The organism is Streptomyces sp. NPDC003720 (genome assembly GCF_042875075.1).
Taxonomy (GTDB): Bacteria; Actinomycetota; Actinomycetes; order Streptomycetales; family Streptomycetaceae; genus Streptomyces.
In genome coordinates this window covers 532,662-553,207 of sequence record NZ_JBIANZ010000006.1, presented here as the reverse complement: position 1 = coordinate 553,207, position 20,546 = coordinate 532,662, and the positions used below count along the sequence as shown (strand labels likewise).

The window sequence follows — 20,546 nt, the reverse complement described above, 5'->3', positions numbered from 1 at the left end:
TGTTCCTAGACAGCTCCACCACATCGGAGGTCTTCGCTATGTTCAAGACCCACCGGTGTCAACAACGCTCGTGATCAATACACCTAGGGCCTGTCTGACAATTCCCGCCTGCCGTGCGACGCCAGGCACGCACTCTCGCCGCACCGGCCCCAGACCCGAGTACGTCCAGTACGCGGCCCTGGAGCCGGCCCTCCCCCAGCCTTCGGCCGGGGGGACCCCCAGAGCACGCACCCGACGCCGCGCGGCCGCCCTTCGGGCGATGACGCGAATGGTCAGACAGGCCCTAGCTCTGGGCGCCGAGGAAGGCCCGCATGCCGCGGACCAGGGCCGACCGCTCGGCGGGCGCCATCGCCGCCAGCACGCCGGCCAGTGCCTGGGCGCGCCGGCGGGCCACGTCCGCCAGCACCCGGCGCCCCTGTCCGGTCAGTCTGAGCTGCACCTCGCGGCGCCGGTGCGGGTGCAGCTCGCGCTCCAGAAGACCGGCCGCCTCCAGCCGGTCGCAGAGTCGGCTGGCGGTGGGCAGCCCGATGTCGAGACGTTCCGCGAGGCCCGTGAGATTCGACTCCGGCACCCTCTCCAGCGCCCGCAGTGCGCGCAACTGGTGGAGGGACAGCCGTACGGCCGCCTCCTGGGCGGCGACGGACCAGAGGTTCGCGAGATGCTCCACGGCATCGGCGATCGCCTGCGCGTCGGCGCTCGGATCGTCACCCGAGCCCCTGGCGCGGTCCTGGTGGCCGCCGGGAAGAGTCACGAAACATCACTTTCAGTCACATGCGGGTGCTGTGGGGACAACCCATATTGCATCGCTGTACCCGGGGAACAGGATCGCAACCGGTGTTTTGTACACGCTTCCCCGCCCGGTACCGAAGTGATGCCGAAGCGAGGCCGGCGGCGCGGTGCGTCCACCGTGCCGCCGGCCCTTACGACTACTTCGGGTACGGGCCGTCCGTGCCGACCTTCCCGGGCGCCGCGTTGGCGCCGCCCAGGTCCAGGACGTAGCCCCGGAGGTTGCCCTTGCCGGAGGCGGGGACGGAAAGGGAAGGCCATGGCGCCGCTGACGCCCGCGGTGGAGTACTGGCCCATCTGGAGGGCGGGGACGGCCCGGCGGATCTGGCCCCGGCCTGCTTGCGCTGGCCCGAATCGGCGGCCGGGCCGGGCGGCGAGACTGTGAGCTGGACCTGGGCTGCTGCCCGGCCCGGGCGCCCGGCCGGCCCGGGCCGTCCCGGCGGCTTCGTCCGCTCGGGCAGGGCGTGCCTATGATCGCTGGCTGGGGCGGCCGATCCGGGCGCGCCGGATCGGAGGGACAGCTTGATGGGGAATCGCGACGGCGTGGCACTCGGTGACCCGGTGGGTGAGTCGCTTCGTGGCCGTCACGCCCACCTCGCCCGCCGCTTCGGCCGCGCCGTCGGCTACCTGCCGGACGTGGCGAGCTTCTGCGCGGTGTCCGCCGACCCGGACCCGGCCGAATGGGCCGACCTCGCCCGGCTGCTCGGGCCCGGTGAACTCGCCGACATGTTCAGCAGCCCCGCCACGCCGCCGCCGGACTGGGAGCAGGTCTTCACCCTGAGGGCCGCCAGATGACCTGGTCCGGCACCGGCCGGTCCGCGCCTCGCCGCGAGGCCGAGGCCGACGCCGAGGTGCTGGAACTGGGCCCGGACAGCGTGCCCGAGATGCTCGACCTGGTCGAACGGACCCGCCCGGGCCCGTTCCGGCCTCGCACCCCGGAGCTGGGCACCTACCTGGGCGTCCGGGAGAACGGCAGGCTGGTGGCCATGGCCGGGGAACGGCTGCGGCCCCCGGGCTGGACCGAGATCAGCGCGGTCTGCACGGCGCCCGAGGCACGCGGCCGGGGCCACGCCCTGCGGCTGATCGACGTCCTGGTCGTCCGCGTCACGGAACGCGGGGAACGGCCCTTCCTGCACGTGGCGGAGGCGAACACGGGCGCGATCGCGCTGTACGAACGGCTGGGGTTCAGGACCCGTGAGCGCGTGACCTTCCGCGGCTTCCGCACCCCGTGACGCTGCCGGGCGTCCCCGGCACTACACCCCGCGCCGCCAGCCGCAGGGCGCTGCGCCCGGGCCCCGCCGGGACGATCAGCGCGGCGGCGGTGAGGGCGGCCCAGCCGAGGGCGGTGCCCACCGCGCCCGCCCGGCGGAACCGGCCGGGCAGTGCGCCGCCGAAGAGGACGGCGTCCCCGACGTCCGAGGCGATGCGCACGGCGGAGGCCGTGACCAGCGCCGGTCCCCGGGGGGCGACGGTCATCGCCAGACCGTTCACGGCGTCCCGCACCGCCAGGGTGCGCAGCACCGCGGCGGTGTGCGGGTCCACGTCGCCGTCCCGGTCGACCAGCCCGCAGGGCCTGGCGAGCAGGCCGGGCCGGTACGCCGTCGCGGCTCCGTAGGCGAGGGTCGCCGCCCCGATGATCCGCAGTAGTCCGGTGCGCACTGTCGACACCTCCACACGTCGGCCATCTGTGTGTCCGTGGCCCGGGTACCCGTGCCGCCCCGGCTCAGCCGCGGAGCGGCGTCCCCTTCGCGGCGTCGTCGTGCGGGTCCGGCCGGCCGTCCGCGACGGGCCCGGCGGCACCGCTCCCGCCGCCGCCCAGGACCGCACCGCCCAGCCAGCGGGCGATGAACGCGCCGGACACGAGGCTCGCCGCCCGCACGGTGCTCAGCCGGAACGCGTCGCCGGTCTCGGTGAGCACCAGGGTGATCAGCACGAAGCCGAAGCCGTCGAGGACGTAGCCGATCCAGGCGGCGGCGAAGGACCTCCACCGGGCGGGTCCGGTCTCCCGGTACCAGCGCGGGCCGGGGGAGGGGACGCGGGAGGGTGGGGCATGGTTCCTCCAGGGAGCCCTGCCGCGGCCGGGGATGCGGCCCGGGGCAGAACGTCACGTCCGGGGCGGGCCCCGGACGAACCGGGGCTCACCGCCCCGGCGCCGGGTCCCGCCGTCCGCCGAACGCGCGCAGGATGCCCTCCGCCGCCAGGGTCGCCGTCAGCGTGCCCTCCCGGACCTGCTGTTCGAGGGCCGGGGCGGCCTCGCGCACGGCCGGGTCCGCGTGCAGCCGGCCCAGCAGCTCGTCCCGGACCATCGACCAGGTCCAGTCGACCTGCTGGTCCCGCCGCTTGGCGGCGAGCCGGCCGGTGGAGTCCAGCAGCGTACGGTGCTGCTCCAGCCGCTCCCAGACCACGTCGAGTCCGGTCGACTCCCGGGCGCTGCAGCTGAGCACCGGCGGCGTCCAGAACGCGTCCCTGCCGTGCATCAGCCGCAGCGCGCCGGCCAGCTCGCGGGCCGCCGCCCGCGCGTCCCGCTCGTGCGGGCCGTCGGCCTTGTTGACGGCGATCACGTCGGCCAGCTCCAGCACGCCCTTCTTGATGCCCTGGAGCTGGTCGCCGGTGCGGGCCAGGGTGAGCAGCAGGAAGGAGTCGACCATGTCGGCGACCGCCGTCTCCGACTGGCCGACGCCGACGGTCTCGACCAGGATCACGTCGTACCCGGCGGCCTCCATCACCACCATCGACTCCCGGGTGGCCTTCGCGACCCCGCCCAGCGTGCCCGCGCTGGGGGAGGGCCGTACGAAGGCGTCCGGGTCGACCGCGAGGCGCTCCATCCGGGTCTTGTCGCCCAGGATCGAGCCGCCGGTGCGGGTCGAGGAGGGGTCCACCGCGAGGACGGCCACCCGGTGACCCTGCGAGGTCAGCAGCGTGCCGAACGCGTCGATGAACGTCGACTTGCCGACGCCGGGCACGCCGCTGATGCCGATGCGCCGGGCCCGGCCGCTGTGCGGGAGCAGCTCGGTGAGCAACTCCTGCGCCAGCGCCCGGTGCTGCGGCCGGGTGGACTCCACCAGCGTGATGGCGCGGGCCACCAGGGCCCGCCGCCCGTCGAGCACGCCCTTGACGTACGTGTCGAGATCGATCGCTGCCATACGCGGCTACCGCTCGTGGCCGAGGTCGGCCGACAGCCGCCGCACGAGGTCGTACGCCGCGTCCGGGATCACCGTCCCGGGCGGGAACACGGCCGTGGCGCCCATCTCCAGCAGGGTCGGCACGTCCTGCGGCGGGATCACACCGCCGACCACGATCATGATGTCCTCGCGGCCCTCCTCGGCGAGCTTCTCCTTCAGCGCCGGCACGAGCGTGAGGTGGCCGGCGGCCAGCGAGGACACCCCGACCACGTGCACGTCCGCCTCGACCGCCTGCCGGGCGACCTCCTCCGGCGTCTGGAACAGCGGGCCGACGTCGACGTCGAAGCCGAGGTCGGCGAAGGCGGTCGCGATCACCTTCTGGCCGCGGTCGTGGCCGTCCTGGCCCATCTTGGCGACCAGGATGCGCGGCCGGCGCCCCTCGGCCTCCTCGAAGGCGTCCACCAGGGCGCGGGTACGGTCCACGGACGGGGACTGTCCTGCTTCGTTGCGGTACACCCCGGAGATCGTACGGATCTGGCTCGCGTGCCGGCCGTACACCTTCTCCAGGGCGTCCGAGATCTCCCCGACGGTGGCCTTGGCCCGGGCCGCGCGCACCGCCAGCTCCAGCAGGTTGCCGTCGCCGTCCGCGGCCCGGGTGAGTGCGTCCAGCGCGTCCCGGCAGGCCTGCTCGTCGCGCTCCGCGCGCAGCCGCCGCAGCTTCTCGATCTGCTGGGCGCGCACCGAGGAGTTGTCGACCTTCAGGACCTCGATCTGCTCGTCGCTGTCCACCCGGTACTTGTTGACGCCGATCACCGGCTGGCGGCCGGAGTCGATGCGGGCCTGCGTGCGGGCCGCCGCCTCCTCCACGCGCAGCTTGGGGATGCCGGCGTCGATGGCCTGCGCCATGCCGCCCGCCTGCTCCACCTCCTGGATGTGCGCCCAGGCCTTGCGGGCGAGGTCGTACGTCAGCCGCTCCACGTACGCGCTGCCGCCCCACGGGTCGATGACCCGGGTGGTGCCCGACTCCTGCTGGATGAGGAGCTGGGTGTTGCGGGCGATGCGCGCCGAGAAGTCGGTGGGCAGCGCGAGCGCCTCGTCGAGCGCGTTGGTGTGCAGCGACTGGGTGTGGCCCTGGGTCGCCGCCATCGCCTCGACGCACGTACGCGTCACGTTGTTGAACACGTCCTGCGCTGTCAGCGACCAGCCCGAGGTCTGCGAATGGGTGCGCAGCGAGAGGGACTTGGCGTTCTTCGGGTCGAACTGCGAGACCAGCTTGGCCCACAGCAGCCGGGCCGCCCTGAGCTTCGCGATCTCCATGAAGAAGTTCATGCCGATCGCCCAGAAGAACGACAGCCGGGGCGCGAACGCGTCCACGTCCAGACCGGCCTCGCGGCCCGCGCGGATGTACTCCACGCCGTCCGCGAGGGTGTACGCCAGCTCCAGGTCGGCCGTGGCTCCCGCCTCCTGGATGTGGTACCCGGAGATGGAGATGGAGTTGTAGCGGGGCATCCGCTGCGAGGTGTACGCGAAGATGTCGGAGATGATCCGCATCGACGGCTTCGGCGGGTAGATGTAGGTGTTGCGGACCATGAACTCCTTCAGAATGTCGTTCTGAATGGTTCCGGCCAGCTTCTCGGGCGGTACGCCCTGCTCCTCCGCCGCCACGATGTACAGCGCCAGGATCGGCAGCACCGCGCCGTTCATCGTCATCGACACGGTCATCCTGTCCAGCGGGATGCCGTCGAAGAGCTGCCGCATGTCGAGGATCGAGTCGATGGCCACGCCCGCCATGCCGACGTCACCGGTCACCCGCGGGTGGTCGCTGTCGTAGCCCCGGTGCGTGGGCAGGTCGAAGGCGACCGACAGGCCCTTCTGGCCCGCCGCCAGGTTGCGCCGGTAGAACGCGTTGGACTCCTCGGCGGTGGAGAAGCCCGCGTACTGGCGGATCGTCCAGGGCTGGTTGACGTACATCGTCGGGTACGGGCCGCGCAGGTACGGCGCCATGCCCGGGAACGTGCCGAGGAAGTCCAGGCCCTCCAGGTCACGGCCGGTGTACAGCGGCTTGACCCCGATGCCCTCCGGGGTCTCCCACAGCGGCTCCTCGCCGCCGGTCGCGCGCTTGACGGCCGCACGCCACTCCTCGGCGCCGCCGTCGACGGCCGGCGTCCCCAGCTCGATGCCGGCGAAGTCGGGGATTCCCATCAGGACACTCCCATGCGGTCGAGGGTCGCGGACAGCACGTCGACGGCGTCGCAGCCCGCGAAGACGTACGAGTCGACGCCCGGGTGCTCGGCCGGGCGGCCCGCCAGGAACACGTGCCGGGCGCCGGCCGCGCGCAGCGACTCGGCGGCCTGTCCGGCCCGTTCGGCGTAGAGCGCGTCGGTGGAGCACAGCACGGCCTCGGTGGCGCCGCTGTCCTCGAAGGCGCCCTCGCTGACCGGTTCGATGCCGCCCGCCTGGAACAGGTTCGCGGCGAACGTCGCGCGCGCGGTGTACTCGGCGGGGGAGCCCAGCGCGGCCAGGAAGATCCTCGGCCGGGAGCCGGTCGCCGCCAGGTGCGCGTCGGAGCGGGCCCGCAGCGCCTCGAACGCCTCGTCGCGGCGCACCCGGGGCAGTCCGCCGGACGGCGGCTCGGGCGCGGGCTCGCGCTCCACGGGCTTCTCGCCCAGCAGCGGGAACTCGCTGACGCCGGTGATGGGTTCGCGCCGCTTGGCGAGCTTCTTGGAGCGCTCCGCCCAGGTGGTCGCCAGGTCCGTGCGGATCCGGCCGGAGCGCAGGCACGCGGCCTGGCCGCCGTCCCGCTCGATCGACCGGAAGTACGCCCAGGCGGCCTGGGCGAGCTCCTCGGTGAGCCGCTCCACGTACCAGGAGCCGCCCGCCGGGTCGATCACCCGGGCCAGGTGGGACTCCTCCAGCAGGATCGTGGAGGTGTTGCGCGCGATACGGCGGGCGAACGCGTCCGGCAGGCCCAGCGCGTGGTCGAACGGCAGCACGGTCACCGAGTCGGCGCCCCCGACCCCGGCGGCCAGCGTGGCCACCGTCGCGCGCAGCATGTTCACCCACGGGTCGCGGCGGGTCAGCATCACCGGCGAGGTCACCGCGTGCTGGACCTGCCCGCCCGCGCCCGGCGCCCCGGCCACCTCGGCGACCCGGGCCCACAGCCGGCGCGCCGCGCGCAGCTTGGCGATGGTCAGGAACTGGTCGGCGGTGGCCGCGTAGCGGAACTCGAGCTGCGCGCAGGCCGCCTCGACCGGCAGTCCCGCCTCGGTCAGCGCCCGCAGGTAGGCCACGCCGGTGGCGAGGGACGCCCCCAGCTCCTGTGCGGCCGAGCCGCCCGCCTCGTGGTACGGCAGCGCGTCCACGGTCAGCGCGCGCAGGCCGGGAAAGGCGTCGGCGCAGCGCGCGGCGAGGGCGGCGAAGGGGGCCGTGTCCAGCGGGGTGCCGGTGCGGGCCTCGTGACCGAGCGGGTCGCCGCCCAGGCCGCCGCGCACCGCCTTCGGGTCGACGCCCTTCTCCTCGTACAGCCGCAGCAGCGCCTCGGCGGCCGCCTCGGTGTCGCGGCCGGCGTCGAGGACGACCGGCGCCAGGTCGAGGAGCACCCCGTCGAGTGCCCGGCCCAGGCCGGTGACCGGGATGCCGCCCTCGCCGAGCACCAGCCACAGCGAGGTGACGCCGTTCTCCAGGTCGGCCAGCACCGCGCCGTCGGCGCCGCCGCCCAGCGCGGTGTGCCGCTGCCGTACGTCCCAGCCGCCGGCCGTGTTGCCCTCGGGGCGGCCGCCGCGCACGTACGGGGCGAAGCCGGGCAGGCCGGGGTCGGGCGCGCCGTCGCGCGCCGTGTACAGGGGCCGGGTGCGCAGCCCGTCCTCGAGTGTCGTGGACAGGGCGTCCTCGACTGCCGCGCCGGAGACTTCCTTGCCCGACTTGCGCAGCACACCCTCGACCAGGCGGTGCCACTGCTCGTGTGTCGCGTCAGGGAACTCGGCGGCCAGTGAGAGCCCGTCGTCAGGCAGGACCGTCATGCTCGGATGTTAGGGCAGGGTGCTCATCCGACAGCAGAGCGCGGGCTGTGACGTTTCCCTCTCCGCGGCTGTGACCTGCACCTCGCCCGGACCCGGCCGCCCGGTTCCCTACCGTTCGGGCGGCTTGCGCGGGCCGAGTTCGGCCGGCCGCAGGTCCCGGGTGGAGAGCGTCTGCGGGTCCCCCGTGAAGGCGCGCAGGCGCAGCCGCGCGCCCGCCGCGGCGGGCGGCAGCGGGAACCTCCCGGACGGCGCGCGCAGTTCGACGGTCGCCGTGGTGTGCGCGGCGATCGTGGCCGGTCCGCGGGTCAGCGACCAGTACCTGCTCATCCCGTGGCTGGTGGTGAGCATGTAGTGCGGGGTGAGCGCGGTGTCCCCGGAGTTGGTCACCCGCAGGCTCAAGCCGGCGAGCGACTGCGCCGTGGCCCGCCGCGCCGCCGTCACGTCCATCCTCAGCGGCGGCCGGCCCGTCGCCGCGAGGGCCGCGCTCACCAGGGCGGGCAGCACCAGCAGGGCGGCCGCGCCGGCCAGCGCCGGCCGGCGGCGCGGTCCCCGGAGCCACCGGGGGCGCGGCTGCCAGGCGTTCGCGAAGTCCGACAGGGGCACGGTGACCGCCGCCGCGAGCCACAGCGGGGTCATCATCAGGTAGTAGCCGTCCTGGGAGCGGGTCGCCACCCAGAAGGCGCACCAGGGCAGGACCGTCGCCGCCGGGCCCAGCCGCCGTACGAACAGCACGTACAGCGCCAGCAGGGCGGCGGCGAGCAGCGCGCTCGCGTGGCCGTACCAGTCGAGGTGGTCGCTGCCGTGCGTGAAGTACAGCGAGACGTCCACCAGGCCCTGGCCGTGCAGCACCGCGCCCTGGGTCAGGGGCAGCGCGACGCCGTCGAGCCAGGGTCCCGGCTCGTGCACGATGAAGTACGCGTTGACCAGCAGCCAGGTCGTCGCGGCGATCCCGAGGATGCGCGCGCAGACCGCGGTGGCCGCGCGTCCGCCCAGCTCGCCGCGGCGCACCGCGTAGATGCCGGCCAGCAGGAACGGCGCCACGAACCAGGGCAGTTGCTGGGTCGCGCACGCGGCGCCCAGGCACACGGCCCGCGCGATCCCCGGCCCGCCGAGCCGGCCGCCCCGGCCGGTGCGCGGCCAGCCCACCACCACCGGGACCATCAGCACCATGGCCGGGATCGCCGGATAACCCGAACGGGCGTACCCCGGCAGGAAGCCGAAGCCCAGGCACGCCATCGTCGCCGCCGAGCGCCAGGGCACCGGCAGCAGCCGCCACAGCAGCACCGCGCCGGTGAGCAGCGCCACGGTCGCCGCCGCCGTCGCGGGAGCGCCGCCGCCGCCCACCCACAGCAGGGGGGCGGCCAGCAGCGGGGCGAGCGGGGGATAGCCGTACGTGAAGTCGTAGCCCCCGTCTATCGTCGGCGTCAGCGCGACGTTCGGGCCGTGGAACAGGAAGGGCCACGGCTGCCCGTACACCGGGTGCCCGGCGACCAGTTCCCGCGCGGCCTGGGCGGTGAGGACCGCCTCGTCGCCCCCCGCGTGGTTCAGCCACCAGGCGCAGGCGGTGAGCGTGAGCGCGGTCAGCAGCACCATGAGGTCGAGGCGGGCCAGCGAGCGCGTCCGGCGGACCGTCAGGGCGAGGACGCCGCCGGCCAGGATCGACACGTAGCAGAGCGAGACCACCGCCACGAGGAAGAGGTTGCGGCTCGCCGCCTGCGACCACAGGGACCGGGTCCCGATGAACAGGCTCACGTCGGCGAGCAGGGTCAGGACCCGGTGCCACTGCGCGGGGCCGGGGAGGTCGCCGGTGGGACGTTCCGGGGCGGCGGACATCGCCGGCCGTGTCCACCGTCCGGGCGCCGCCGCTCGTGTATCTGCCAAGTGCACGGCACCGGACGCTAGTGGCGGCCGGTGAGCGGGGCGGGGAACGACATGAAGAGACCGGTGTGAGGGCGGTAAGAAGGCGTTTTATTCGTACATGTGCCGGATGGAACAGGACGCATGAGCGGTCGCGCAGTGTGTCGTTGTTGGGCTGAACGGGTGACTTGGCGTAAGAATTGGCTGGTGCAGGCATTGGGTGCGAGTCAGGTCAGGTGGAGCCGGTGAGCCGTTACGACGTCACCGATGAACAGTGGGAGGGGCTCGCCCAGGTCGTGCCGTTGCGGGGCCGGGACGCCTGGCCGTCGGCGGTGCGCCACCGCTCGCTGCCGGACGCCGAGACCGAGACCCGGCGCCGGTTCGTCGTCCTGCGGGTCAACGTCTTCGCGGACGCCCGTGAGGTCGCCGAGACGCTGATGGCCGGGGTGCCGGTGCTGCTGGACCTGTCCGGCGCGGAGGGCGATGTCGCCAAGCGTGTCCTCGACTTCAGCACGGGCGTCGTGTTCGGCCTGGGCAGCGGGATGCACCGGGTCGACCGCAACGTCTTCCTGCTGACGCCGCCCGGCACCGAGGTCAGCGGGCTGATGGAGGGCGCCGGGATGGCCGGCGGCTGAGGCCGTCGCCACGCGGGACGCGGATGGTCCCCCGATCGTAGGAAGGTGCGGCGGGCAAAACGGTTCGCCGGTCCGGCGGAGGCCTACCGTCCGCATATGGCCGTCCCTCCCGTGTCCACCGGGTTCCCGCCGCCTTCCGGCCCCCTGGAACCGATTCTCGAGCCCCTGGCGCCGCCTTCCGGGCCCCCGGGTCCGCCCTCCGCGGTCCCGGACGACTCCGCCCGGGTGCCGGGGCGGGGCGGTCCGTCGGGCGGCGCGGAAGCGGGGGCCCTCGGCCCGCTCGACGTGCGCGCCCGCGTCACCGAACTGCGGCTGTCCGCCTTCGCCGGGCACCGGCGGGCCGCGTTCCCGCTGGGCGCCGTCACCCTGTTCGCCGGCCCCAGCGGCTCGGGCAAGACGACCGCGCTCGCGGCGTACGAGGCGCTCGCCCGGCTCGGCGGCGGGGCGCCGCTCGACGAGGTGTTCCCGGAGCCGGCGGCGTGGGTGCCGGAACGGGCGCGGCCCGACGCCCAGCGGCGCCGGGGTTTCCGGATCGGCTGCACGGCCGACGGCGCCGCTGGGCCGGTCCGGCTCGACGTCGCCGTGCAGGCGGAGCCGGAACTGCGGATCGTGGGCGAACGGCTGACGGCGGACGGGGTGGTCCTGCTGGAGACCGCCCTGCGCGACCCGGGCCGACGGGCAGTCCAGGCCGCCTGGCACACCGCCGGCGCCGCCCCGGTGACCCGCGCCCCGCTGCCCGACGACCTGCTCGGCACCCCGCTGCTGCCGCTGCGGGTGGCCGGCAAGACCGACGGGCAGCGGCGGGTGCTCGCCGCCGCCGAGCAGATGGTCGTCGCGCTGCGCTCGGTGTTCCCCTGCGACCCGCGCCCCGAGAACATGCGCGCCCCCGTCCCCGCCGGCTCGGGGCGGCTCCTGCCCGGCTGCGACAACCTCGCCGACGTGCTGTGGCGCACCCGCTCCGAGTGCGGCCGCCGGCACGCGGCGCTCGTGGAGGCGCTGCGCGGCGGCTGCGCCGGACCGGTGGCCGACCTGGTCCCGGAGCCGCTGGCCGACGGCGCCGTCCGGGCGCTGCTCGACCGGGGCGACGGCTTCCGCACCGAGCTGGCCCGGCTCGGCGACGGCGAACTGCGCTACGTCGCGCTGGCGCTGGTGCTGCTGACCGGGCCCGGCGTGCTGGCCGTGGACACGCCCGGCGAGGTGCCCGACGCGCTGCGCACCCTCACCGTGCTCACCGACGGCTTCGACCGCGGCCTCGATCCGGCCCAGCGGCGCGCGCTGCTGCGGACGGCGGCCCGCATGGGCGAACGGGGCCACATCCGCTGCGTCGGCGCCGTCAGCGACGCCTCCTGGGCCGTGGGGACCGAAGGGGTGACCGTGGTACACCTGAGGCCGTGACGGAACACCCCGACCTGGCCGGACTCCAGCGCAGGCTGGCCGAGTTCGCCGCCGCGCGCGACTGGCAGCCCTACCACACCCCCAAGAACCTGGTGGCCGCGCTCAGTGTGGAGGCCTCCGAACTGGTCGAGATCTTCCAGTGGCTGACGCCCGAGGAGTCGGCCCGGGTGATGGACGACCCGGGCACCGCGCACCGGGTCCGGGACGAGGTCGCCGACGTCCTCGCCTACCTCCTCCAGCTCTGCGAGGTTCTCGGCGTCGATCCGCTCGCCGCCCTGTCCGCCAAGATCGACCGCAACGAGGAGCGCTTCCCGACCCCCGGGCCGGACGCCGCCGACTGACGGAGTGCCACCTTCCGCTATCACTCTGCGGAGTCATGGTGCGTCCCGAATCCGAATTGTTGTCCACAATTTCCCGCCCATCTCTGGCTTTACGTCTCAGGCGCCTTCACTCTGGGTAGTGAACAAGGGAGTTCACGCGGGCGTGCGAGGACGCACGGCGGACTGGACGGGGGCAGCGCATGGATGCGGTGCGACTCATCGGGACGAGCAGGCGGGCCCTGGCCCAGGGCGCCGACCGGCCCGAGATCATGGCCGAGGTGTGGCAGGCGCAGGCCCTGGCCCAGGCGATCGGCAGCCGCCTTGCGGTGTCCGGCCCGCCGGAGCTGCGGGGCGAGGCGCTGGGCCTGACCGAACTGGCGGGCCGGGGCTGCGGCGTCCTGGACGCCCCGGAACTCGACCCCGGCGACCTGCGCGCCGCCCAGCTCACCGAGCTGGACGACGCCCGGCTGACCCTGCTCTGCCTCGGCGGCCTGCTGGGCGAGGTCGGCATGGCGCTGGTCGGCATGGCCAGCTCGGCGGCCGACGAGACGGCGTACTGGCAGTGCATGGAGGCCATCGACGCGGCGGACGAGTCCCGGGACCGGGTCCTGGAGATGCTGCGCAAACTGGCCGCGCGCGTCGAGGCGTTACCCGAGGGCGCGGAGGACAGCCCGTCGGGTGTCTGACCGGCCGGACCGCACCGACTCCGCGCCCGCGGCCGAGGGATTCACCTGATCGGGACGGCCGTGCCCGGCGGTACCGATGAGACCTGCGGGGCCGGGGCCGGGCAGGATGGGTGTATGGACCTTCGAATCTTCACCGAGCCCCAGCAGGGGGCCACCTACGACACCTTGCTCACCGTGGCGAAGGCCACCGAGGATCTTGGCTTCGACGCGTTCTTCCGCTCCGACCACTACCTCCGGATGGGCAGCGTCGACGGCCTGCCCGGCCCCACCGACGCCTGGATCACGCTGGCCGGCCTGGCCCGCGAGACCAAGCGCATCCGCCTGGGCACCCTGATGACGGCCGGCACCTTCCGGCTGCCCGGCGTGCTCGCCATCCAGGTCGCGCAGGTCGACCAGATGTCCGGCGGCCGGGTCGAACTGGGCCTCGGCGCGGGCTGGTTCGAGGAGGAGCACAAGGCGTACGGCATCCCGTTCCCCATGGAGAAGTTCGCCCGCCTGGAGGAACAGCTCGAGATCGTCACCGGGCTGTGGGCCACCAAGACCGGCGAGACCTTCGACTTCCACGGCGCCTACTACGACCTCACCGACTCGCCCGCGCTGCCCAAGCCCGCCCAGTCGAAGATCCCGGTGCTCATCGGCGGCCACGGCGCCACCCGCACCCCGCGCCTCGCCGCCCGCTACGCCGACGAGTTCAACATCCCGTTCGCCTCCGTCGAGGACAGCGAGCGGCAGTTCGGCCGGGTGCGCGCCGCCGCCGAGGAGGCGGGCCGCGGGGCCGGCGCCCTGACCTACTCCAACGCGCTCGTGGTGTGCGTCGGCCGGGACGACCAGGAGGTCGCCCGCCGGGCCGCCGCCATCGGCCGCGAGGTGGACGAGCTGAAGGCCAACGGCCTGGCCGGCTCCCCGGCCGAGGTGGTCGACCGGATCGGCCGCTACGCCGAGACCGGCTCCAGCCGCATCTACCTCCAGATCCTCGACCTCCACGACCTGGACCACCTGGAACTGATCTCCTCCCAGGTCCAGACCCAGCTGTCCTGACCCCGGCCGCCCGCCCCACCTCGTGGGCCCCTCCGCTCCGAACCGGGCGGAGGGGCCGCTCCGCCCCGGAAAACCACTGGTCGACGGGGTCCGGCAGCGGGGAGACTCGGACATGTGTTCCTGACGATCTCCATGCGCGGCGACGCCGCCCACCCGGCCACCGACCTCGGGTACCTGCTGCACAAGCATCCCGACAAGGCGCAGACCTTCTCGACCTCCTACGGCACCGCGCACGTGTTCTACCCGCAGGCGGACGCCGAGCGCTGCACGGCCGCGCTGATGCTGGAGGTCGACGCGGTCGCGCTGGTGCGGCGGAGCAAGGGCAGGGGCCGCGGCGGAGCGCCCGACGCGGCACTCGCGCAGTACGTCAACGACCGCCCCTACGCGGCCTCCTCGCTCCTCGCGGTCGCGCTCAGCGGCGTCTTCTCCAGCGCCCTGCGCGGGGTGTGCAAGGCTCGCCCGGAGCTGGCCGCCGCGCCCCTGCCGCTGCGCGTCGAGGTGCCCGCGCTGCCCGCCCGCGGCGGCCCGGACCTCGTACGCAAGCTGTTCGAGCCGCTCGGCTGGACGGTGACCGCCGAACCCGTCGCCCTGGACGCCCGGTTCCCGGCGTGGGGCGCCTCGCGGTACGTCCGGCTCGCCCTGGAGTCGGAGGCGCTGACCCTCGCCGAGGCGCTGCGCCACCTGTACGTGCTGCTGCCCGTCCTCGACGACGCCAAGCACTACTGGGTCGCCTCCGACGAGGTCGACAAGCTGCTGCGCGCCGGTGAGGGCTGGCTGCCCGCGCACCCGGAGCAGAAGCTGATCACCAGCCGCTACCTCTCCCGCCGCTGGTCGCTGACCCGGCAGGCCATGGAGCGGCTGGAGCTGGTGCGGCTGGCCGAGGCCGACGACAGCGAGGTCGAGTCGATCGACAACGCGGTGCCGGCGGACACCGGGGCCGAGGACGAGGAGAAGCCGGCGCCGCTCGCCGTGCTGCGGCGCGAGGCGATCCTCGCCGCCCTCCGCGAGGCCGGCGCCGCCCGCGTCCTGGACCTGGGCTGCGGACAGGGCCAGCTGGTGCAGGAAATGCTCAAGGACGTGCGGTTCACCGAGATCGTCGGCGTCGACGTGTCGGTGCGGGCCCTGACCATCGCCTCGCGCCGGCTCAGGCTGGACCGCATGGGGGAGCGGCAGGCGGCCCGGGTCAGCCTCGTCCAGGGCTCCCTCGCCTACACCGACAAGCGGCTCAAGGGCTACGACGCGGCCGTGCTCAGCGAGGTGATCGAGCACCTCGACCTGCCCCGGCTGCCCGCCCTCGAGTACGCCGTGTTCGGGCACGCCCGCCCGCGCACCGTCGTCGTCACCACCCCGAACGTCGAGTACAACGTCCGCTGGGAGACGCTGCCCGCCGGACACGTCCGGCACGGCGACCACCGCTTCGAGTGGAGCCGCGAGGAGTTCCGCGCCTGGGCGGCGGCCGTGGCCGGACGGCACGGGTACGAGGTCGCCTTCGTGCCCGTCGGGCCGGACGACCCGGAGGTCGGACCGCCCACCCAGATGGCCGTCTTCTCCGCCTCGACGGAGAAGGCCGGGAACAACGAGAGCGCCGAGAAGGCCGAGAAGGAGGCGAAGGCGGCATGACCGAGACACCCGCGGGACGGGTCCTCCCCGTCACCGACCTCTCCCTCGTCGTGCTCGTCGGCGCCTCCGGCTCCGGCAAGTCCACCTTCGCCCGGCGGCACTTCGCGCCGACCGAGGTGATCTCCTCGGACTTCTGCCGCGGCCTGGTGGCCGACGACGAGAACGACCAGAGCGCCTCCCGGGACGCCTTCGACGTGCTGCACTACATCGCCGGCAAGCGGCTCGCGGCCGGCCGCCGCACCGTCGTCGACGCCACCAGCGTGCAGCAGGACAGCCGCCGCCGGCTGATCGAACTGGCCCGGGAGCACGACGTGCTGCCCATCGCCATCGTGCTGGACGTGCCGGAGGACGTGTGCGCCGAGCGCAACGCGGCCCGCACCGACCGCGCCGACATGCCCCGCCGGGTCATCCAGCGGCACACCCGCGAACTGCGCCGCTCGCTGCGGCACCTGGAGCGCGAGGGTTTCCGCAAGGTGCACGTCCTACGCGGGGCGGCGGAGGTCGAGAGCGCCACCGTCGTCACCGAGAAGCGCTTCAACGACCTGACCCACCTCACCGGACCCTTCGACATCATCGGCGACGTCCACGGCTGCGCGGCCGAGCTGGAGGCCCTGCTCGCCAAGCTGGGCTACGCCGACGGCGTGCACCCCGAGGGCCGCACCGCGGTGTTCGTCGGCGACCTGGTCGACCGGGGCCCGGACACCCCGGGCGTGCTGCGCCGGGTGATGAGGATGACCGCGTCCGGCGACGCGCTGTGCGTGCCGGGCAACCACGAGAACAAGTACGGCCGGCACCTCAAGGGCCGCAAGGTCCAGCACACCCACGGGCTCGCCGAGACCATCGAGCAGATGGCGGGGGAGAGCGAGGAGTTCCAGGCGGAGGTGCGCCGGTTCCTGGACGGCCTGGTCAGCCACTACGTCCTCGACGGCGGCCGGCTGGTCGTCTGCCACGCCGGGCTCCCCGAGAAGTACCACGGCCGCACCTCCGGGCGGGTGCGCTCGCACGCCCTGTACGGAGAGACCACCGGCGAGACCGACGAGTTCGGGCTGCCGGTGCGCTACCCGTGGGCGGAGGACTACCGCGGCCGGGCCGCCGTGGTCTACGGCCACACCCCGGTGCCGGAGGCGAGCTGGCTGAACAACACCATCTGCCTGGACACCGGCGCGGTGTTCGGCGGCAAGCTGACCGCGCTGCGCTGGCCCGAGCGCGAGCTGGTCGACGTACCGGCCGAGCGGGTCTGGTACGAGCCCGCGAGGCCGCTGCGCAGCGAGGCGCCCGGCGGGCAGGACGGACGGCCGCTGGACCTGGCGGACGTGCACGGCCGCCGGGTGGTGGAGACCCGGCACTCGGGCCGGGTCGCGGTCCGGGAGGACAACGCGGCCGCGGCGCTGGAGGTCATGAGCCGCTTCGCGGTCGACCCGCGCCTGCTGCCGTACCTGCCGCCGACCATGGCGCCGACGGCCACCTCGCACGTCGAGGGCTACCTGGAGCACCCGGCCGAGGCGTTCGCGCAGTACGCGGCGGACGGCGTCGCGCGGGTCGTGTGCGAGGAGAAGCACATGGGCTCGCGCGCGGTCGCCCTGGTGTGCCGGGACGCGGAGGCGGCGGCCGCGCGGTTCGGCGTGGAGGGTCCCACCGGCGCCCTGTACACCCGTACCGGACGGCCGTTCTTCGACGACACGGAGGTGACCGAGGAGATCCTCGGCCGGCTGCGCTCCGCCGTCTCGGACGCAGGCCTGTGGGACGAGCTGGGCACGGACTGGCTGCTGCTGGACGCCGAGCTGATGCCGTGGTCGCTGAAGGCCTCGGGTCTGCTGCGCAGCCAGTACGCGGCGGTCGGCGCCGCGTCCGGCGCGGTGTTCCCGGACGCCCTCGCCGCCCTGGAGGCCGCCGCGGCCCGGGGCACGGACGTGGGCGGGCTGCTGGAGCGCCAGCGCGGACGGGCCGCGGACGCGGCCGCGTTCACCGAGGCCTACCGCCGCTACTGCTGGACCACCGACGGCCTGGACGGGGTCCGTCTCGCCCCCTTCCAGATCCTGGCCGCCCAGGGCCGCAGCCTCGCCGCGCTCCCGCACGACGGGCAACTGGCCCTGATCGACCGGATGGTGGAGCACGACGGCACCGGACTGCTGCAGACCACCCGGCGGCTGTACGTCGACACGGGCGACGCCGAATCGGTCCGGGCCGGCGTCGACTGGTGGCTGGAGATGACCGGCCGGGGCGGCGAGGGCATGGTCGTCAAGCCGCTCGGCGCGCTGGTGCGCGACGGCGAGGGCCGGCTGGTGCAGCCCGGCGTCAAGTGCCGGGGCCGCGAGTACCTGCGGATCATCTACGGCCCCGAGTACACGCGCCCCGACAACCTCGCCCGCCTGCGCGCCCGCTTCCTGGGCCACAAGCGGTCGCTGGCGATCCGCGAGTACGCCCTCGGTCTGGAGGCGCTGGACCGGCTCGCGGACGGCGAACCGCTGTGGCGGGTGCACGAGGCCGTCTTCGGGGTGCTCGCCCTGGAGTCGGAACCGGTGGACCCGCGGTTGTGAGCGGCGGGACGGAGCCCGGTGCGCGGCCGCCCGCGCACCGGGCTCCGTCCTCTCCGGCGGCCTTCGCGTCAGTGGGACGAAAACAGGAAGCGGCGGAAACGGCCGAGTGGAGCGTGAAGGCGGTCGTCCGTGGCCAGGATGGAGGCATGGCATACCACGTCCACTCCGAGGCCGGACGGCTTCGCCGGGTGATCCTGCACCGGCCCGACCTCGAGCTCAAAAGGCTCACCCCCAGCAACAAGGACGCCCTGCTCTTCGACGACGTGCTGTGGGTGCGCCGGGCGCGCGCCGAGCACGACGGGTTCGCGGACGTCCTGCGCGACCGGGGGGTCGCCGTCCACCTCTTCGGCGACCTGCTCACCGAGACCCTGGAGATCCCGGAGGCCCGCGCCCTCGTCCTGGACCGCGTCTTCGACGAGAAGGAGTACGGTCCCCTCGCCACCGGCCACCTGCGGGCCGCCTTCGACGGGATGGGTTCGGGCGAGCTGGCCGAGGCCCTGGTCGGCGGCATGACCAAGCGGGAGTTCCTGGACGGTCACGCGGAGCCCGCCTCCGTCCGCTTCCACGTCATGGACCTGGACGACTTCCTGCTCCGCCCGCTGCCCAACCACCTCTTCACCCGGGACACCTCGGCCTGGATCTACGACGGCGTCTCCATCAACGCCATGCGCCGGCCGGCCCGGCAGCGGGAGACCGTGCACTTCGAGGCGATCTACCGGCACCACCCGCTGTTCCGCGACGAGACGTTCCACGTGTGGTCCCGGGGGCAGGCCGACTACCCCTCCACCATCGAGGGCGGCGACGTCCTGGTGATCGGCAACGGCGCCGTCCTGATCGGCATGAGCGAGCGCACCACCCCGCAGGCCGTGGAGATGCTGGCGCACAAGCTGTTCGCCGCGGGCTCCGCGCACACCATCGTCGCGCTCGACATGCCCAAGCGGCGGGCCTTCATGCACCTGGACACGGTGATGACCATGGTCGACGGCGACACCTTCACCCAGTACGCCGGGCTCGGCATGCTGCGCTCGTACACCATCCAGCCGGGCGACGGGGAGCGGGAGCTGAAGGTCACCGACCATCCGCCCGAGCACATGCACCGCGCCATCGCCGCCGCGCTGGGGCTCGGCGAGATCAGGGTGCTCACCGCCACCCAGGACGTGCACGCCGCCGAGCGCGAGCAGTGGGACGACGGCTGCAACGTGCTCGCCGTCGAACCGGGCGTCGTCATCGCCTATGAACGCAACTCCACCACCAACACCCACCTGCGCAAACAGGGCATCGAGGTGATCGAGATCCCGGGCAGCGAGCTGGGGCGGGGCCGGGGCGGTCCGCGGTGCATGAGCTGCCCGGTGGAGCGAGCGCCCGTATAGAAATGTGGAGCATCGTATAGACTTACATCAGTCCTGATACCCGTACCCCTGGAGCGCCCCCCATGGCGACTGTCCCGACCGCCCTCGCCGGGCGCCACTTCCTCAAGGAGCTGGACTTCACCGAGGACGAGTTCCGCGGCCTGGTCGAGCTGGCCGCGGAACTGAAGGCGGCGAAGAAGGCCGGGACCGAGACCCAGTACCTGCGCGGCCGCAACATCGCGCTGATCTTCGAGAAGACCTCGACGCGCACCCGCTGCGCGTTCGAGGTCGCCGCCGCCGACCAGGGTGCCGGCACGACGTACCTCGACCCGGCCGGCTCGCAGATCGGGCACAAGGAGTCCGTGAAGGACACCGCCCGCGTCCTCGGCCGGATGTTCGACGCGATCGAGTACCGGGGCGACAGCCAGGCCAAGGTCGAGGAGCTGGCCGCGTACGCCGGTGTGCCCGTCTACAACGGGCTCACCGACGACTGGCACCCCACCCAGATGCTGGCGGACGCGCTCACCATGGCCGAGCACAGCCCCCGGCCGCTGCGCGAGACCAGCTTCGCCTACCTCGGCGACGCCCGCTTCAACATGGGCAACTCCTACCTGGTCACCGGCGCCCTGCTCGGCATGGACGTGCGGATCGTCGCCCCGAAGTCCTACTGGCCCGCCCAGGAGGTCGTCGACCGCGCCCGCGAGCTGGCCGAGTCCAGCGGGGCCCGGATCACCCTCACCGAGGACATCGCCGAGGGCGTCGCGGGAGCCGGCTTCGTCGCCACCGACGTCTGGGTCTCCATGGGCGAGCCCAAGGAGGTCTGGGACGAGCGGATCGCCGCCCTCGGCCCCTACGCCGTGACCATGGACGTCCTGCGCGCCACCGGCGACCCGGACGTGAAGTTCCTGCACTGCCTGCCCGCCTTCCACGACCTCGGCACCAAGGTCGGCCAGGAGATCTTCGAGACCCACGGTCTGACCTCGCTGGAGGTGACCGACGAGGTGTTCGAGTCCGCCCACTCGGTCGTCTTCGACGAGGCGGAGAACCGGCTGCACAGCATCAAGGCGGTCCTGGTCGCGACCCTCGCCCGGCCGGGCGCCCCGCGCTGACACTTGCCCCACCCGCTTCACCAGGCCTTATCCTGAACGGCGGCCCGGACCACCCCCTCCCGGCCGCCGCCGC

15 protein-coding genes and 3 pseudogenes are annotated in these 20,546 nt (G+C 73.8%); 10 read left to right on the top strand and 8 right to left on the bottom strand.

The window, feature by feature from the left end:
- Positions 1 to 283: 283 nt before the first annotated feature.
- Together ACFYU0_RS19810 and ACFYU0_RS19805 are read right to left on the bottom strand one after the other, a co-directional pair.
- Positions 284 to 751, bottom strand: a complete 468-nt coding sequence (locus ACFYU0_RS19810) for a MarR family transcriptional regulator (protein WP_351666615.1) — start codon at positions 749 to 751, stop codon at positions 284 to 286.
- 175 nt (positions 752 to 926) lie between these two features.
- Positions 927 to 1,113: pseudogene (locus tag ACFYU0_RS19805) on the bottom strand (hypothetical protein); the annotation flags it as partial.
- Between the two features lie 198 nt (positions 1,114 to 1,311).
- On the opposite strand from ACFYU0_RS19805, the pseudogene ACFYU0_RS19800 reads away from it, so the two are divergent.
- Positions 1,312 to 2,018, top strand: a pseudogene (locus ACFYU0_RS19800) (GNAT family N-acetyltransferase).
- On the opposite strand, the gene ACFYU0_RS19795 reads toward ACFYU0_RS19800, so the two are convergent.
- The 6 genes and pseudogenes from ACFYU0_RS19795 to ACFYU0_RS19770 form a co-directional block, all read right to left on the bottom strand.
- Entirely contained in the window at positions 1,972 to 2,445 is a 474-nt protein-coding gene (locus ACFYU0_RS19795) for a hypothetical protein (protein ID WP_389302769.1), read from the bottom strand. The pseudogene ACFYU0_RS19800 and the gene ACFYU0_RS19795 overlap by 47 nt on opposite strands.
- 145 nt (positions 2,446 to 2,590) lie before the next feature.
- Positions 2,591 to 2,872, bottom strand: a pseudogene (locus ACFYU0_RS19790) (hypothetical protein); the annotation flags it as partial.
- Positions 2,873 to 2,924: 52 nt separating this feature from the next.
- Positions 2,925 to 3,929: a methylmalonyl Co-A mutase-associated GTPase MeaB gene (gene meaB, locus ACFYU0_RS19785; RefSeq protein ID WP_351666621.1), complete on the bottom strand. Its 1,005-nt coding sequence runs from the start codon at positions 3,927 to 3,929 to the stop codon at positions 2,925 to 2,927.
- Between the two features lie 6 nt (positions 3,930 to 3,935).
- On the bottom strand, positions 3,936 to 6,110 hold the full coding sequence (gene scpA / locus ACFYU0_RS19780; protein ID WP_351666623.1) for a methylmalonyl-CoA mutase: 2,175 nt from the start codon (positions 6,108 to 6,110) through the stop codon (positions 3,936 to 3,938).
- Positions 6,110 to 7,927 carry a methylmalonyl-CoA mutase family protein gene (locus ACFYU0_RS19775; protein ID WP_389302765.1) on the bottom strand — a complete coding sequence of 606 codons (1,818 nt, stop codon included), beginning with the start codon at positions 7,925 to 7,927 and terminating at the stop codon, positions 6,110 to 6,112. Before ACFYU0_RS19775 ends, scpA begins: the two co-directional genes overlap by 1 nt.
- A 108-nt stretch (positions 7,928 to 8,035) precedes the next feature.
- Positions 8,036 to 9,760: a hypothetical protein gene (locus ACFYU0_RS19770; RefSeq protein WP_389302762.1), complete on the bottom strand. Its 1,725-nt coding sequence runs from the start codon at positions 9,758 to 9,760 to the stop codon at positions 8,036 to 8,038.
- A gap of 269 nt (positions 9,761 to 10,029) precedes the next feature.
- Between ACFYU0_RS19770 and ACFYU0_RS19765 the strand changes: the two genes are divergently transcribed.
- The 9 genes from ACFYU0_RS19765 to argF all read left to right on the top strand — a co-directional run bounded on the left by ACFYU0_RS19765 (position 10,030) and on the right by argF (position 20,473).
- Positions 10,030 to 10,419, top strand: coding sequence for a cell division protein SepF (locus tag ACFYU0_RS19765; RefSeq protein ID WP_199212371.1), 390 nt, complete (start codon positions 10,030 to 10,032; stop codon positions 10,417 to 10,419).
- A 96-nt stretch (positions 10,420 to 10,515) separates the two neighbouring features.
- Positions 10,516 to 11,814 carry an ATP-binding protein gene (locus ACFYU0_RS19760; protein ID WP_389302759.1) on the top strand — a complete coding sequence of 433 codons (1,299 nt, stop codon included), beginning with the start codon at positions 10,516 to 10,518 and terminating at the stop codon, positions 11,812 to 11,814.
- Positions 11,811 to 12,155: a nucleotide pyrophosphohydrolase gene (locus ACFYU0_RS19755; RefSeq protein ID WP_389302756.1), complete on the top strand. Its 345-nt coding sequence runs from the start codon at positions 11,811 to 11,813 to the stop codon at positions 12,153 to 12,155. Before ACFYU0_RS19760 ends, ACFYU0_RS19755 begins: the two co-directional genes overlap by 4 nt.
- A gap of 179 nt (positions 12,156 to 12,334) precedes the next feature.
- Positions 12,335 to 12,820 (top strand): DUF6099 family protein, encoded by a 486-nt coding sequence (locus ACFYU0_RS19750; RefSeq protein ID WP_351666633.1) that lies wholly within the window; start codon positions 12,335 to 12,337, stop codon positions 12,818 to 12,820.
- 114 nt (positions 12,821 to 12,934) lie between these two features.
- Positions 12,935 to 13,858, top strand: coding sequence for an LLM class F420-dependent oxidoreductase (locus ACFYU0_RS19745; RefSeq protein WP_389302753.1), 924 nt, complete (start codon positions 12,935 to 12,937; stop codon positions 13,856 to 13,858).
- A gap of 114 nt (positions 13,859 to 13,972) precedes the next feature.
- A complete protein-coding gene (locus tag ACFYU0_RS19740) occupies positions 13,973 to 15,478 on the top strand; it encodes a 3' terminal RNA ribose 2'-O-methyltransferase Hen1 (RefSeq protein ID WP_389302750.1) in 1,506 nt (501 codons plus the stop codon).
- Positions 15,475 to 18,015 (top strand): polynucleotide kinase-phosphatase, encoded by a 2,541-nt coding sequence (locus ACFYU0_RS19735; protein WP_389302748.1) that lies wholly within the window; start codon positions 15,475 to 15,477, stop codon positions 18,013 to 18,015. Before ACFYU0_RS19740 ends, ACFYU0_RS19735 begins: the two co-directional genes overlap by 4 nt.
- A 146-nt stretch (positions 18,016 to 18,161) precedes the next feature.
- Positions 18,162 to 19,385: an arginine deiminase gene (locus ACFYU0_RS19730; RefSeq protein WP_351666640.1), complete on the top strand. Its 1,224-nt coding sequence runs from the start codon at positions 18,162 to 18,164 to the stop codon at positions 19,383 to 19,385.
- Between the two features lie 62 nt (positions 19,386 to 19,447).
- Positions 19,448 to 20,473 (top strand): ornithine carbamoyltransferase, encoded by a 1,026-nt coding sequence (gene argF / locus ACFYU0_RS19725; protein WP_351666642.1) that lies wholly within the window; start codon positions 19,448 to 19,450, stop codon positions 20,471 to 20,473.
- The last annotated feature ends 73 nt before the right edge of the window (positions 20,474 to 20,546 follow it).